Annotated in this window: 12 protein-coding genes; 7 read left to right on the top strand and 5 right to left on the bottom strand. The window is 74.1% G+C overall.

Annotation, left to right across the window (positions count from 1 at the left end):
* Positions 1-26 precede the first annotated feature (26 nt).
* Positions 27-935, top strand: a complete 909-nt coding sequence (locus ABH937_RS01480; protein ID WP_348533635.1) for a chaplin — start codon at positions 27-29, stop codon at positions 933-935.
* Positions 936-1,130: 195 nt separating this feature from the next.
* Here the strand turns inward: ABH937_RS01480 and ABH937_RS01475 are convergent, their stop codons facing one another.
* Positions 1,131-1,325, bottom strand: a complete 195-nt coding sequence (locus ABH937_RS01475) for a DUF5703 family protein (RefSeq protein WP_266301036.1) — start codon at positions 1,323-1,325, stop codon at positions 1,131-1,133.
* Between the two features lie 413 nt (positions 1,326-1,738).
* Here ABH937_RS01475 and ABH937_RS01470 point away from each other — a divergent pair, with 413 nt between their 5' ends.
* On the top strand, positions 1,739-2,344 hold the full coding sequence (locus ABH937_RS01470; protein WP_280689229.1) for a hypothetical protein: 606 nt from the start codon (positions 1,739-1,741) through the stop codon (positions 2,342-2,344).
* Positions 2,345-2,456: 112 nt separating this feature from the next.
* Here the strand turns inward: ABH937_RS01470 and ABH937_RS01465 are convergent, their stop codons facing one another.
* Together ABH937_RS01465 and ABH937_RS01460 are read right to left on the bottom strand one after the other, a co-directional pair.
* Positions 2,457-4,655, bottom strand: a complete 2,199-nt coding sequence (locus ABH937_RS01465; protein WP_370216837.1) for an ATP-binding domain-containing protein — start codon at positions 4,653-4,655, stop codon at positions 2,457-2,459.
* Entirely contained in the window at positions 4,652-5,650 is a 999-nt protein-coding gene (locus ABH937_RS01460; RefSeq protein ID WP_280689227.1) for an aldo/keto reductase, read from the bottom strand. Before ABH937_RS01460 ends, ABH937_RS01465 begins: the two co-directional genes overlap by 4 nt.
* A 167-nt stretch (positions 5,651-5,817) precedes the next feature.
* Here ABH937_RS01460 and ABH937_RS01455 point away from each other — a divergent pair, with 167 nt between their 5' ends.
* The 5 genes from ABH937_RS01455 to mshC all read left to right on the top strand — a co-directional run bounded on the left by ABH937_RS01455 (position 5,818) and on the right by mshC (position 10,718).
* Positions 5,818-6,864 (top strand): LLM class F420-dependent oxidoreductase, encoded by a 1,047-nt coding sequence (locus tag ABH937_RS01455; protein ID WP_280689226.1) that lies wholly within the window; start codon positions 5,818-5,820, stop codon positions 6,862-6,864.
* Positions 6,865-6,956: 92 nt separating this feature from the next.
* Positions 6,957-7,661 carry a histidine phosphatase family protein gene (locus ABH937_RS01450; protein ID WP_280689225.1) on the top strand — a complete coding sequence of 235 codons (705 nt, stop codon included), beginning with the start codon at positions 6,957-6,959 and terminating at the stop codon, positions 7,659-7,661.
* A 159-nt stretch (positions 7,662-7,820) separates the two neighbouring features.
* A complete protein-coding gene (locus ABH937_RS01445) occupies positions 7,821-8,396 on the top strand; it encodes a DUF3090 domain-containing protein (RefSeq protein ID WP_280689224.1) in 576 nt (191 codons plus the stop codon).
* Between the two features lie 89 nt (positions 8,397-8,485).
* Positions 8,486-9,316, top strand: a complete 831-nt coding sequence (locus ABH937_RS01440; protein WP_370146326.1) for an SCO1664 family protein — start codon at positions 8,486-8,488, stop codon at positions 9,314-9,316.
* Between the two features lie 172 nt (positions 9,317-9,488).
* Positions 9,489-10,718 carry a cysteine--1-D-myo-inosityl 2-amino-2-deoxy-alpha-D-glucopyranoside ligase gene (mshC, locus tag ABH937_RS01435; RefSeq protein ID WP_280689223.1) on the top strand — a complete coding sequence of 410 codons (1,230 nt, stop codon included), beginning with the start codon at positions 9,489-9,491 and terminating at the stop codon, positions 10,716-10,718.
* 66 nt (positions 10,719-10,784) lie between these two features.
* On the opposite strand, the gene ABH937_RS01430 is transcribed toward mshC, so the two are convergent.
* A complete protein-coding gene (locus ABH937_RS01430; protein ID WP_280689222.1) occupies positions 10,785-11,825 on the bottom strand; it encodes a slipin family protein in 1,041 nt (346 codons plus the stop codon).
* A 312-nt stretch (positions 11,826-12,137) separates the two neighbouring features.
* Positions 12,138-13,253, bottom strand: a complete 1,116-nt coding sequence (locus tag ABH937_RS01425; protein WP_280689221.1) for a PAC2 family protein — start codon at positions 13,251-13,253, stop codon at positions 12,138-12,140.
* Positions 13,254-13,315: the final 62 nt, after the last annotated feature.

The following is a 13,315-nucleotide window of genomic DNA, read 5'->3' as shown; positions in this document are numbered from 1 at the left end:
TTGCCAGAAAAGGGATCCTCACGGCGGTGGCCACCGGCAGCGTGCTGGCCTCCACCGCGGGTTATGCGTACGCGAGTGCGAACGCGGACGGGGTCGCGGCAGGCTCCCCGGGGGTCGGCTCGGGCAACGCGGTGCAGGTGCCGGTGGACGCGCCGATCAACGTGTGCGGCAACACGGTCGACGTGGTCGGGCTGCTGAACCCGGCGTACGGGAACCAGTGCGGGAACAGCGCGCCGCATGGTGATCAGCACAGCGGGCACGGTGGCCAGAAGGGTGGCCAGCCGGGCGCCGGTGACCAGGGCGGCTCGGGGGCGCAGACCGGTCCGGGCACGCCCCAGCAGGGTTCGTGGCCGGGCACCCCGTCGATGCCAGGTGTGCCCCCGCTGCCGGGCAGCCCCGGTGGCCCGGTGGTCAACCCGCCCACCGGCGGCGACAACGGCAGCACCGCCGGCAACGGCAACGGTCCCACCGGTAACGGCCCCACCGGCACCGCCGGCAGCTCGGCGTCCGGGGTCGCCGCGCACTCGCCCGGTGTGGGCTCCGGCAACACGGCGCAGCTCCCCACGGACGTCCCGCTGAACCTCTGCGGCAACTCGGGCAACGTGATCGGCCTGCTCAACCCGGTGATGGGCAATGACTGCGCCAACCACGAGGTCGCGCCGGTCGTCACCCCGGCGCCCGGTCCGCAGGCGCCGCCGGTCCAGACGCCGCCCACCCAGTCGATGCCGGGCGGCACCACCCGCACCGGGGGCGTGCCGGCCGCGGTGCCCGTCGCCGCGCCGGCGGCCGCCCCGGCGCTGACCGCGAGCCACCCGGCCACGGTCGGCCGGCTCGCCTACACGGGCGCCGGCGGGATCGACGTGCTCGCCCCGGCCGGGCTCGCGCTGCTGATCGCGGGTGGGGTGCTCTACCGCCGCTCGCGCGCGGCGGCCTGACCGGACCGCTGATCGAGGGGCGTCACAGAGCGAAGGACGTCACCGACCCAGGGGCGTCGCCCGCGCAGCCGTCGTGACGGCTGCACGCGGGCGACGCCCCTACAGCTGCCCCAGCTGCCCTGGCTGCCCCAGCGGTCCGTGCGGCACGCCGCCGCTACAGCCGTGCCACCGCTCGCTGCCGCCCGCCGCCCGGCATCACCAGCTGCGGACCTGCCGGATGATCCGGCGGCGCAGCAGCACCGTGCGACTGCCGTCCGGGAAGAGCCGCAGCCTGTCCAGCTCCCAGTGCCCGTACTCGGCGTGCTCGGTGAGCAACTGCCGTGCCGCGTTGCGCGTGGTGCCGCGCGGCATGCGCAGCGACTGGTACTCGTACTCGGGCTGTCGGACCAGCTTCGGTGGGGTCAATGGTCGCCTCCTCAGCGATGTCTGCGGGCAAGCCTACGACTTGCCCCCGACGATGACACCGGTCCGGCCGAGCCGCCGGACCGGCCTCTCGTCGGTCGAGCGCCATGCTCTTCGGAGAAGCCGCCTGATGGTCGATCAATTCCCTGAGCCGATTCCCTGAACGGCTCGCCCACCAGCACGCCGACCGTCCTCGGACGGAGTGCTCGGCCCTCCTTCGAGGGGAGTCCTACCCGGCTCGCAGGCCATGGATGCGCCGGCCGCAGGCTCCGGGAAGGGCGCACGGTGGCGGGCACAGAAGCGCACGCATTCGGACATCACGGGTCAAGTTGCCGGGCTTTCGGAAACTGAGAGCGGAACCCCTGTGCGCCCCGGGCCCCGGTACGGATAGCGTCTGCCTCATGTCTGATGCCGCGCAGCTCACCCGCACCGAGGTACGCGAAGCCGCCGAGGCGGTCAAGGCCGCTATCGACCGCCATCTGGAAGCGGTGTCCAGCACCACCGAAGCCGACGATCCTGCGGTCTTCGCCGCGTACGAGGGGTTGGCCGCGGCGGCCGTCCACTACGACCAGCTGCTGTACGAGGTCTACGACGAGGTGACCCCGTTCGAGGTCCCCGGCGACGGTGGCCCGGGCAGCTATCGCGGACCGGAGGAGCCGGAGGCGATCAGCGTGCTGATCCGCCGTGACTACCGGATCGCCGACCCGTGCCGGCTGCGCGGCCAGGCCGAGCGACTGGACGGTTCGCTGCCCGCGGTCCCGGAGGGTGCCGACGGGGTGACCGCCGCGGTCGGCGTGGTCTTCGGCGAGTACGAGCCGGACGAGATTGCGGCCCGCGCCGAGGAGTTCGGTCTGGAGGAGGGCGACTCGACGATCTGGGTCACGGCGACGGAGCCGGGCGAGCCGGGGGAGTGGCTCGCCGAGCCGTTCGACAGCCCGGATCCGCACCTGCTGCTCTGCCGGTTCGACGTCAGCGAGGTCTACGACGAGGACGAGCTGGACGACTGACCGGGGTGACCGGGTGACCAGGTGACCGGTCAAACCGTCGTGGGGTGCGCGGGGTCGATCGACCCGGCGCACCCCACGGTCGTACGCGCCCGCTGCGCGCCCCGTGCGTGCGTCAGTACGCCTGCTCGGTTTGCTCCGCGAGGATCGCCCGCAGCCGGGTGGTCCGTGCGGCGGCAGGACGTTCCGCGACGGCCTGCGCCAGCGCGGGACCCGCGGCGTGCACCACGGACAGGTGACGCTCGGCGCGGCTGAACGCCGTGTAGACCCACTGGCGGGTCAGCGTGGCGGCCGCGTCCTCGGGCAGCACCACCACCACGCCCGGCCAGCGCCGTCCGACGGCCTGATGCGCCGTCAGCGCCCAGCCGTGGCGCAGCCGGTCGACCTGGGCCGGCGGCAGCAGCAATTCGTCGGTCGCGCCGGCCAGTGCGAGCCGCAGACCGGCCGGGTCGCCGCCGAGCACGGTGCCGGGGCGGTTGACCCCGGGCAGCGGGGAGTAGACCACCCGGTCGCCGGGATCGAAGCCGGCGAACCGCCCGGGGCCGGGGTTCAGCCGGGCCTTGGCCGCCGCGTTCAGCGCGCGGGTGCCGGCCGGGCCGCCGTGCCCCGGGGTCAGCAGCACGGTCTGCTCGGCAGGGATGCCGAGCGCACGCGGAATCGAGTCGGTGAGCAACTGGACGGCCCGGTGGACGGCTTCGCCGGCCTCGCGCGCGGTGAGGATCATCACCTCCTTCTCCGGCGCCTCGACGCTCTGCAGCTCGCCGATGCCGATCCCGGAGACCAGCTCGCCGATCGGGCTGAGGTCGGGGGTGCGGGAGGCGACCACGGGAGCGGGCTTGGCGGCGAGCAGGTCGGCGAAGAGCCGGCCGGGCCCGGCCGACCAGAGCTGGCCAGGATCGCCGCTGAGCACCAGCCGGGTGCCGTCGGCGAGCGCCTCCACCAGGGTGGCGGCCAGCTCCAGGTCGAGCAGGGGGGCGTCCTGCACGATCAGCAGATCAACGGCGAGCGAGCCGTCCTCGGCCCGGCCCGGTCCGGTCGGCGCACCCGGCGCGCCCGGGCCGCCCGGCCCGTTCTGCAGCAGTTCGGGCAGCGTGAGCGACCTGCCGCGCCCGTCGGGGAGCAGCGCCGCCAACGCGTCCCGCCCGTGCTCGCTCCAGGAGGCCGCCCAGGCCCGCAGGCCCAGCTCGTCGGCGGTGGAGAGCAGCGCGGCGAGCTCGATCCGCGCGGCGGCGTCGCCGGTGTGCAGCACCAGCGGGTGCGCGGCGACGGCCCGGATCAGCGCGCTCGCCGAGGTGGACGGTGCCGCGGCCGCGGCGGCCTCCCAGACCGCGGCCGCGGGCGCGACGGGCTGCCGGCCTGCTGACGCCTCATCAACTTCGTCAGGCGCCACCTCATCGGCAGCAGCCTCGTCGGCTGACGCCTCATCGCCCGGCACCTCGAAGGTGGACATGATCCGCACCAGCCCGTCCGCCGCGCTGTCCTCGGCGAGCGCGAGCCGCTCCAGCGCGAGCAGCATCCGGACCGGCGACTCCTCGTCCTCCTCGGCCGGTTGGGCGCCGGGGCCGGTCTCCTCCTCCTGGAACGGCATCACCCGCCCGTCCAGCACGGCCTCCTGCAGCGCCTGTTCGGGCTCGGGCAAGCCGAGCTTGGCCAGGCCCTCGCGCAGCTCGCCCGCCTCCAGCGCGGAATGACCGCGCAGCGCGGCCTGCTCCAACAGCCAGACGGCCAGCGCCTGTCCGCGCCGCAGGTCGCCGGGGCCGGCCTCGGCGCCGAGCAGCGCGCGGGCGAAGCCGTCCGCCTGCTCGGGGCGCACCCCGGGCAGTGCGAGCAGGCCCCACGGGTCCTCTCGCAGGGCGGTGGCCGCGGCCTCGCCGAAGGCGGCCACGGCGGCTGCCGCGAGCCCGGCGACAGCGGCGGCGGGCGCGCCGCCGGCCGTCAGCACCTCGCTCACGGCGTTCAGCGCGGCGGCCCGCGCCTCGTCCAGCGCGGCCGTGGCAGCGGCGGCGGAAGCAGCAGCGGACGCGGCGGTGGCCGGAGCGTCTTCGCCGCTCGTCGCCCGCGCGGCGGCGCCGGCTGCCCCGTCCGCCCGGGCGGTCCCGCCGCCGATGGTCCGGATCGCCTCGGCCAGCGCGGCCACCTCGGCGGCTCGCCCGGCGTCACCGGCCGCCGCCGGTGCTCCGGCCGGCGCCGCGGCGCCGGGGGCGCTGCCGGCCCCGGTGTCCGGCTCGCTGCCGGCCCCGCCGCCCGCCTCCGCGCGCGGCTCGGGCAGTGCGGCCTCCTGCGGACCCGAGTCCGGGTCGTGCGTCTGACTCACAGTTCGTTCCAGTCCTGATCAGGGTAGCGACGCACCGGCGCCGAGATGTCGTCGAGCGCACCGCGGATCTCATCCGGAAGCGTAAGCGCCTCCACCGACAGCGCCGCCTGCAGCTGGGTCGCCGTGCGGGCGCCGACGATCGCGGCGGCCACCCCGGGCCGGTCCCGCACCCAGGAGAGCGCCACCGCCAGCGGGCTGCTGGCCAGGCCGTCGGCGGCGGTCGCCACCGCGTCCACGATCCGGCGCGAGCGCTCACCGAGGTACGGCTGGACGAACCCGGCCAGGTAGGGCGAAGCGCCGCGGGAGTCCGGCGGCACGCCGTGCCGGTACTTGCCGGTGAGCACCCCGCGCCCCAGCGGCGAGGAGGCCAGCAGGCCGACCCCGGCGTCCAGCGCGGCCGGCAGCACCTCGCGCTCGATGCCGCGCTGCACCAGCGAGTACTCCATCTGCGTCCCGGCCAGCGGCACCCGGCCGGCCGCGCAGCGCTGCCAGGTGGCGGCCTTGGCCAGTTGCCAGCCGCTGAAGTTGGAGACGCCGACGTAGCGGGCCCGGCCGGAGCCGACGGCCAGGTCCAGCGCGTGCAGGGTCTCCTCGGTGGGGGTGTCGGGGTCGAACGCGTGCACCTGCCACAGGTCGACGTGGTCGGTGCCGAGCCGGCGCAGCGAGGCGTCCAGTGCGGCCAGCAGGTACCCGCGGGAGGTGTCGAAGTGACGGGAGGCGTCGAAACGACGGTCGGCGTCGGGGACGCAGCCGGCCTTGGTGGCGATCACCAGCTCGGAGCGCGGGACCAGACTGTCCATCAGCCGGGAGAGCAGGTACTCGGCGCCGCCGTCCGCGTAGCTGTCGGAGGTGTCGACCAGCGTGCCGCCGGCCGCCGTGAACTCCTTGAGCTGCTCGGCGGCCTCCTGCTCGTCGGTGTCCCGGCCCCAGGTCATGGTGCCCAGGCCCAACCGCGAGACCCGCAGACCGGTGCGGCCGAGTTGACGCTGCTCCATGGCATCGAGCGTAGTGCGCAGGCGCTGGTCGGCCGCGCAGACCCGCAGGACCCCGCGAGCAGAGCCGGTGATGTGACCCGCGCCACCACTACCAGCCGGTAGCATCGCCCGCCGCCCCGGGACTACGCTCGGCCACGGCATTCCCCTCCCGAAAGGCGTGGCACGCTATGCGACTCGGCATCAACCTCGGCTACTGGGGACTCGGCCTGGACGCCGACAACATCGCGGTCGCCCAGGAGGCGGACCGGCTCGGTTACTCGGTCTGCTGGGCGGCGGAGGCGTACGGCTCGGACGCCGCCACGGTGCTCTCCTACGTCGCGGCGAAGACGGAGCGGATCGACGTCGGCTCGGCGATCTTCCAGATCCCGGCCCGTACCCCGGCGATGACGGCGATGACCGCCGCCACCCTGGACACCCTCTCCGGCGGCCGGTTCCGGCTCGGCCTCGGGGTGTCGGGTCCGCAGGTCTCCGAAGGCTGGTACGGCGTCAAGTTCGACAAGCCGCTGGCCCGAACCCGGGAGTACGTGGAGATCATCCGCAAGGCGATGTCGCGTGAGCGGCTGACCCACGAGGGCGCCAACTGGACCCTGCCGCTGCCGGGCGGGCCGGGCAAGGCGCTGAAGCTGACGGTGCATCCGGTGCGCGAGCGGATCCCGCTCTACCTGGCGGCGATCGGGCCCAAGAACGTGGAACTGGCCGGCGAGATCGCCGACGGCTGGCTCGGCCTCTTCTTCGCGCCCGAGCAGGCGGCGGCCTCGGTCGACCGGCTGCGGGCCGGGCGGGCCAAGGCCGGGCTGACCCTGGACGGGTTCGACCTCTGCCCCACCGTGCCGATCTCGGTCGGCACCGACCTGGCGGCGGCCGCCGACACCCAGCGGACCTACGCGTCGCTGTACATCGGCGGCATGGGCAGCAAGGAGCAGAACTTCTACAAGCAGCAGGCGCAGCGGCTGGGTTACGAGCAGGAGGCCGAGGAGATCCAGCAGCGCTACCTGGCCGGTGACAAGCAGGGCGCGGCGGCCGCGGTGCCGCAGGGCTTCATCGACTCGACCTCGCTGCTCGGCACCAAGGAGCGGATCGCCGACCGGATGCAGGCCTACGCGGCGGCCGGGGTCACCACCCTGACCCTCTCACCGGCCGGCTGGACCCTGGAGGAGCGGGTGACGGCGCTGCGCACCGGGGTCGAGGCGCTGGAGCTGGCCGGCCTGGCCTGAGCGCATCCGGACTGAGCGCCTCCCGGAGGGCCGAGAGGCCCCTGGACCCAGCCCCGGGCCGGCGGCAATAGCGGACCCCGTAGGCTTGGGGCATGCCCACACTGCTGTTGGTACGCCATGGCCGGTCGACTGCGAACTCCGCCGGGATCCTCGCCGGTTGGACGCCCGGCGTGGACCTCGACGAGACCGGCCGGACGCAGGCCGAGGCGCTGGTCGGCCGGCTGGCGGGGGTGCCGCTGGCGGTCGCGCTGAGCAGCCCGTTGGAGCGCTGCCGGCAGACCCTGGCCCCGCTGCTGGCCGCCCGTCCCGAGCTCGGCGAGCCGACCCTGGACGAGCGGCTCGGCGAGTGCCACTACGGCGAGTGGACCGGCCGTCCGCTGATGGAGCTGGCCAACGAGCCGCTCTGGCGCACCGTCCAGGACCACGCCTCGGCGGCCGCGTTCCCCGGCGGCGAGAGCCTGCGCGCGCTGAGTCACCGCACGGTGGCGGCGGTCCGCGAGTGGGACGAGAAGATCGCCGCCGAGCACGGACCCGACGCGGTGTGGATCGCCTGCACCCACGGGGACGTGATCAAGGCGATCGTGGCCGACGCGCTCGGCCTGCACCTGGACCACTTCCAGCGGATCAACGTGGACCCCTGCACGGTCACCGCGATCCGCTACACCCCGCTGCGCCCGTTCCTGCTGCGGATGGGCGACACCGGCGAGCTGAGCGGCCTGCGCCCGAAGACCGCCGACCGTGCGGGTGCCGCCGGCAGCGGCGACGCGGTGGTCGGCGGCTCCACCGGCACGGACTGACCACCGGCAACGTAGGACCGACTGCGCGCCACCGACCGAGCACCGGCGAACGGCCGCGCGCGGACTGCCTGCGGCGCCGACTGACTGCCGTGCCGAAGCCGTAGGGTGAAAAGGCGCGCCACCGAAAACCCGATCCGTTTCACACCCCGGAGCGAGAGAGTGCCCCGACAGGTCTTCTTCTACGACCAGCCCGAGCGGTTCGTGGCCGGCACCGTCGGCCAGCCCGGCTCGCGGGCGTTCTTCCTGCAGGCCAGCGCGCGCGGCCGGATCACCAGCGTGCTGTTGGAGAAGACGCAGGTGGCCGCGCTCGCCGAGCGGGTCGAGGAGGTGCTGGACGAGGCGCTGCGACGCAGCGGCGGCCAGGCGCCGATCCCGGCCATGGCACCGGCCGAACTGGTCGACACCGCCCCGCTCGACCTGCCGCTGGAGCAGGAGTTCCGGGTCGGCACCATGGCGCTGGCCTGGGACAACACCGACGGCTACCTGGTGGTCGAGGCCCAGGCGGTGATCGAGGACGCCGAGGACGACGAGGACGCCGCCGCCGAGTTGGCCTTCGAGGACGACGAGAACGGCCCGGACATGCTGCGGGTGCGGCTGACCGGCGCGATGGCCCGGGTGTTCGCCAAGCGCGCGCTCGACCTGGTCGCGGCCGGTCGCAAGCCCTGCCCGTTCTGCAACCTCCCGCTGGACCCGGAGGGCCATCTGTGCCCGCGTCAGAACGGTTACAAGCGCTGAACGCCGACCGCGAACCGCAGACCGACCGGGACCCGCAGCCCACGCCGGACCCGCCGGAGCCGGACGAGCAGGACCCGGAGGAGCAGGACATACCGGAGGCCGACCCGGTCGCCGGCGCGGCGCTGGCCGCCGACGTCCCCGCCGCGCTGGAGCTGCTGCGCGCCGGCACGCTCACCTTGCACGGGCGGCTCACCGACGCCTCCAACGCCGCGCTCTACTGCTCGGTCACCCTGGACGGCGTCTCGGCACTCTGCGTCTACAAGCCGGTGCGCGGCGAACGCCCGCTCTGGGACTTCCCCGACGGCACGTTGGCCGGGCGCGAGGTGGCCGCCTACGAGGTGGCCGCCGCCACCGGCTGGGCACTGATCCCGCCCACGGTGCTGCGCGAGGGTCCGTTCGGCACCGGCATGGTGCAGATCTGGGTCGAGCCGGACCCGAAGGCCGCCCCGCTGCTGGCCCTGCAGGACCCGAGCGGACCCGAGGCGGGTTGGCTGCCGATCATCGAGGCCGAGGTGGGGGAGGGCCGCACCGCGCTGCTGGTGCACCTGGACGACCAGCGGCTGCGCCGGCTCGCGGTGGTCGACGCGGTGCTCAACAACGCCGACCGCAAGGGCGGTCACCTGCTGCCGGCCGCCGACGGACGGATCTACGGGATCGACCACGGTGTCACCTTCGCGGTCCCCGGCAAGCTGCGCACCCTGCTCTGGGGTTGGGCCCGGCAGCCGCTGACCGGGGAGGCGGTCGAGATGCTGGAGCGGCTGCGCGGCGAGCTGGCGGGGCCGCTGGGGGAGCGGCTGCGGCCGCATCTGACGGAGGCTGAGGTGACGGCGACTCGGGAGCGGGTCGGCGGGCTGCTGCACAGCGCACGGCACCCGGTGCCGTCCCAGGAGTGGCCCTCGATCCCCTGGCCGCCGGTCTGACCCCGTGCTCCGGGTGAGCGCGGCCCGGCATCCTGGCTGCGGCCTGGTGTTGCTGCGGCCCGGTGTTGCTGCGCCCTGGTGTTGCTGCGGCCCGGTGTGAGCGCGCGCTCATTTCAGCCGATTCCGCATACTGGTTAGCCTTTCAAATGATCGCAAGGTTAGAGTCATTTTCATGCATGCCTGGCCCGCCTCCGAGGTTCCCGCCCTGCCTGGTCAGGGACTCCCCCTGCGCATCCACGACACCGCCGCGGGTGCGATCAGAGAGGTCGTGCCCACCGGCCCGACCGCTCGTCTGTACGTCTGCGGCATCACCCCGTACGACGCCACCCACCTGGGCCACGCCGCCACCTACAACGCCTTCGACCTGATCCAGCGGGTCTGGCGGGACGCCGGACTCGACGTCCGGTACGTCCAGAACGTCACCGATGTGGACGACCCGCTGCTCGAACGCGCGGTCGCCACCGGACAGGACTGGACCGAACTCGCCGAGCGGGAGACCGCGCTGTTCCGCGAGGACATGACGGCGCTGCGGATCCTGCCGCCGGCCCACTACATCGGTGCGGTCGAGTCGATCCCGTGGATCGTCCCGCTGGTCAAGAAGCTGCTGGCGAGCGGCGCCGCGTACGAGCTGGACGGCGACATCTACTTCTCCATCGAGTCCGACCCGCGGTTCGGCGAGGTCTCCCGGCTCAGCCGCGAGGAGATGCTGCCGGTCTTCGGCGAGCGCGGCGGCGACCCCGAGCGGCCCGGCAAGCGCCACCCGCTGGACGCGCTGCTCTGGCTGGCCGCCCGGCCCGGCGAGCCGGCCTGGGACACCGAGCTGGGTCACGGCCGGCCCGGCTGGCACATCGAGTGCGTCGCGATCGCGCTGGAGTACCTGGACATGTCCTTCGACATCCAGGGCGGCGGCAGCGACCTCGCCTTCCCGCACCACGAGATGGGTGCCGCGCACGCCCAGGCCGCCACCGGCCTGCACCCGTTCGCGAAGGCCTACGTGCACGCGGGCATGGTCGGGCTGGACGGTCAGAAGATGTCCAAGTCCCGCGGCAACCTGGTCTTCGTGTCCGCGCTGCGCCGCGATGGCGTCGACCCGGCGGCGATCCGCCTGGCGCTGCTGTCGCACCACTACCGCAGTGACTGGGAGTGGACCAAGAACACGCTGGACGAGGCCGTCGAGCGCCTCGCCCGCTGGCGCGCCGCCGTCTCCCGCCCGGACGGGCCGCCGGCCGAGCAGCTGCTCACCGAGGTGCGCGCGGCGCTGGCCGCCGACCTGGACGCGCCGGCCGCGCTGGCCGCCGTGGATCGCTGGGCCGAGCAGCAGGCCGCCACCGGCGGCGAGGACACCGGCGCGCCCGGCCTGGTCTCGCGCACGGTCGACGCGCTGCTGGGCGTCGCGCTGTAACAGCGCGTGCCGTCACCACTGCCGAGGGCCGCCGACCCGATACCGGGTCGGCGGCCCTCGGCGTTCTCACGTTCTCGCGGACGCCCCGCCGGACGCCGCGGTGCCGCCAGGGGAGGTGCCGTTGACGGACACCGTCGGGACCTCCAGCGCCAGCGCCTCCTGACCGGGGATCTCGGGCGCCTGGACCTCGGTCGCGGCACGCAGCTCGGGCACCGGTAGGTCGGGCACGTCGGGCACGTCAGGTACTTCGGGCACCTCGGGCATCCCGGGCAGCTCGCTCGCCGCCGGCTCAACCGGCTCAGCCAGCTCAGCCGGCTCCTCGCCGCGCTGGGCGTCGCTGGTCTTGGTCGCGCTGTCCAGGAACCGCAGCAGCTCGACCGGGAACGGCAGCACCAGGGTCGAGTTCTTCTCGGCGGCGACCTCCACCACGGTCTGGAGCAGCCGCAGTTGGAGCGCGGCCGGGGTCCGGCTCATGATCTTGGCGGCGTCGGAGAGCTTCTTGGACGCCTGGAACTCGCCGTCCGCGGTGATGATCCGGGCCCGCCGCTCGCGGTCCGCCTCGGCCTGCCGGGCCATCGAGCGCTTCATCGACTCGGGCAGCGCGACGTCCTTGATCTCGACCCGGTCGATCTCCACGCCCCAGCCGAGCGCCGGACTGTCCAGCATCAGCTCCAGGCCCTGGTTGATCGGCTCGCGGTTGGCCAGCAGGTCGTCCAGTTCGCTCTTGCCGATGATCGAGCGCAGCGAGGTCTGCGCGACCTGGGAGATCGCGAACTGGTAGTCCTGCACGTTGACGGTGGCGCGCACCGGGTCGACCACCCGGAAGTAGACCACCGCGTCCACCCGGACCGTGACGTTGTCGCGGGTGATGCCCTCCTGGGCGGGGACCGGCATGGTCACGATCTGCACGTTCACCCGGCGGATCCGGTCGGCCACCGGGAGCAGCATCACCAGGCCCGGGTCGCGGACCTCGTCGCGGACCCGGCCGAACCGGAACACCACGCCTCGCTGGAACTGCTGCACCACCCGGACGCTCAGCGCGGTCCAGACCGCGCCGAACGCGGCGAGTCCGCCCAGCACACCCAACACCACATCCAGGACAACCATGGCTGATCACCTCGGCCCGCACCGGCTCCGAACCTCCACGGTACTCCGCAGCTGCGGACGCGGACGCGGACGTGGACGTGGATGCGGACGCGGGAGCGGCGGCGGCCGCCGGAGGGAGAACTGGGCCCTGGCGTGGGATGGGTGGGTTTGGCGGAGAGCGGGGCGGAGAATGGTCTAGACCCTTGACAGGTATCGGTCCTGACGGGTGCACTGGTGGCGGCCGATGACCGGCGGCTGCCCGACGCCGGTCATCGGCTGACCACCGGACCGCCTGGTCGCCGGATCATCTGATCATGATCGGCTGATGACGGGTCAGCGCGCCGTGCCCTTGCCGTCGGCCCCGCGGCCATCGGCCCCGTGACCGTCGGCGCCGTCGCCGTCCTCGTCGCGATTCCCGTCCGCCGCACCGGAGTTGGGCCCGGCGCCCGAGTCGGACCCGGTCGCGCCGCCGTCCTGCGCGGCATCCGCGTCGGCGTCCGTGTCCACGCCCGTCTCGGCCTCGGTCGCCCCCGCCCCGCCCGCCGGGCCGTCCGTGGCGCGCTCGGTGATCGCCCGCCCGGCCACCGGCTTCTCGCCGGCTGGGCCCTGGTTGTCCCGGCGGCGCAGGTAGCGCTCGAACTCGCGGGCGATCGCCTCGCCGCTGGCCTCCGGCAGCTCGGCGGTGTCCTGGGCCTCCTCCAGCTGCTGGACGTACTCGGCCACCTCGCTGTCCTCGGCGGCCAGTTGGTCCACCCCCAGCTGCCAGGCCCGGGCGTCCTCGGGCAGCTCGCCGGGCGGGATCCGCAGGTCGAGCAGGTCCTCCAGTTTGTTCAGCAGGGCCAGCGTGGCCTTGGGGTTCGGCGGCTGCGCCACGTAGTGCGGCACTGCGGCCCAGAGGGTCACGGCTGGCACCCCGGCGTGCGCGCAGGCCTCCTGCAGCACGCCGACGATGCCGGTCGGACCCTCGTAGCGGCTCTCCTCCAGGTCCAGCCGGCGGGCCAGCTCGGCGTCCGAGGTGACGCCGCTGACCGGCACCGGGCGGCTGTGCGGGGTGTCGCCGAGCAGCGCGCCGAGGATCACGACCAGCTCCACGCCGAGCTCGTGGGCGAAGCCCAGCAGCTCGTTGCAGAACGAGCGCCAGCGCATGCTGGGCTCGATGCCGCGCACCAGGACCAGGTCCCGGGTGGTCGGCTCGGTCACCCGGACGACCGAGAGCCGGGTGGTCGGCCAGGTGATCCGGCGCACCCCGCCGTCCAGCCAGACCGTGGGCCGGTTGACCTGGAAGTCGTAGTAGTCCTCCGCGTCCAGGGCGGCGATCACCTTGCCGCCCCAGGTCTCCTCCAGGTGTCCGACCGCCGTGGAGGCGGCGTCGCCCGCGTCGTTCCAGCCCTCGAAGGCACAGACCATGACCGGGTCGATCAACTCGGGAACATCTTCCAGCTCGATCACCCAGCGTCTCCCTCCGGCCGATCCGGCCGCGCTCCCCGCCCTGGGACGGTCGCGGCCGGCCG

The sequence above is a fragment of the Kitasatospora sp. GAS1066B genome, assembly GCF_041262605.1.
Taxonomy (GTDB): Bacteria; Actinomycetota; Actinomycetes; order Streptomycetales; family Streptomycetaceae; genus Kitasatospora.
Note: the sequence above shows the minus strand (reverse complement) of the source record. Positions and strands in the feature narration are given on the sequence as shown.

What these genes read in the sequence shown, in the direction of transcription:
- ABH937_RS01470 (WP_280689229.1), top strand. Translation starts at nt 1,739, where the DNA reads ATGTCTGATGCCGCGCAGCTCACCCGCACCGAGGTACGCGAAGCCGCC.
- ABH937_RS01460 (WP_280689227.1), bottom strand. Translation starts at nt 5,650, where the DNA reads ATGGAGCAGCGTCAACTCGGCCGCACCGGTCTGCGGGTCTCGCGGTTG.
- ABH937_RS01455 (WP_280689226.1), top strand. Translation starts at nt 5,818, where the DNA reads ATGCGACTCGGCATCAACCTCGGCTACTGGGGACTCGGCCTGGACGCC.
- ABH937_RS01450 (WP_280689225.1), top strand. Translation starts at nt 6,957, where the DNA reads ATGCCCACACTGCTGTTGGTACGCCATGGCCGGTCGACTGCGAACTCC.
- mshC (WP_280689223.1), top strand. Translation starts at nt 9,489, where the DNA reads ATGCATGCCTGGCCCGCCTCCGAGGTTCCCGCCCTGCCTGGTCAGGGA.
- ABH937_RS01430 (WP_280689222.1), bottom strand. Translation starts at nt 11,825, where the DNA reads ATGGTTGTCCTGGATGTGGTGTTGGGTGTGCTGGGCGGACTCGCCGCG.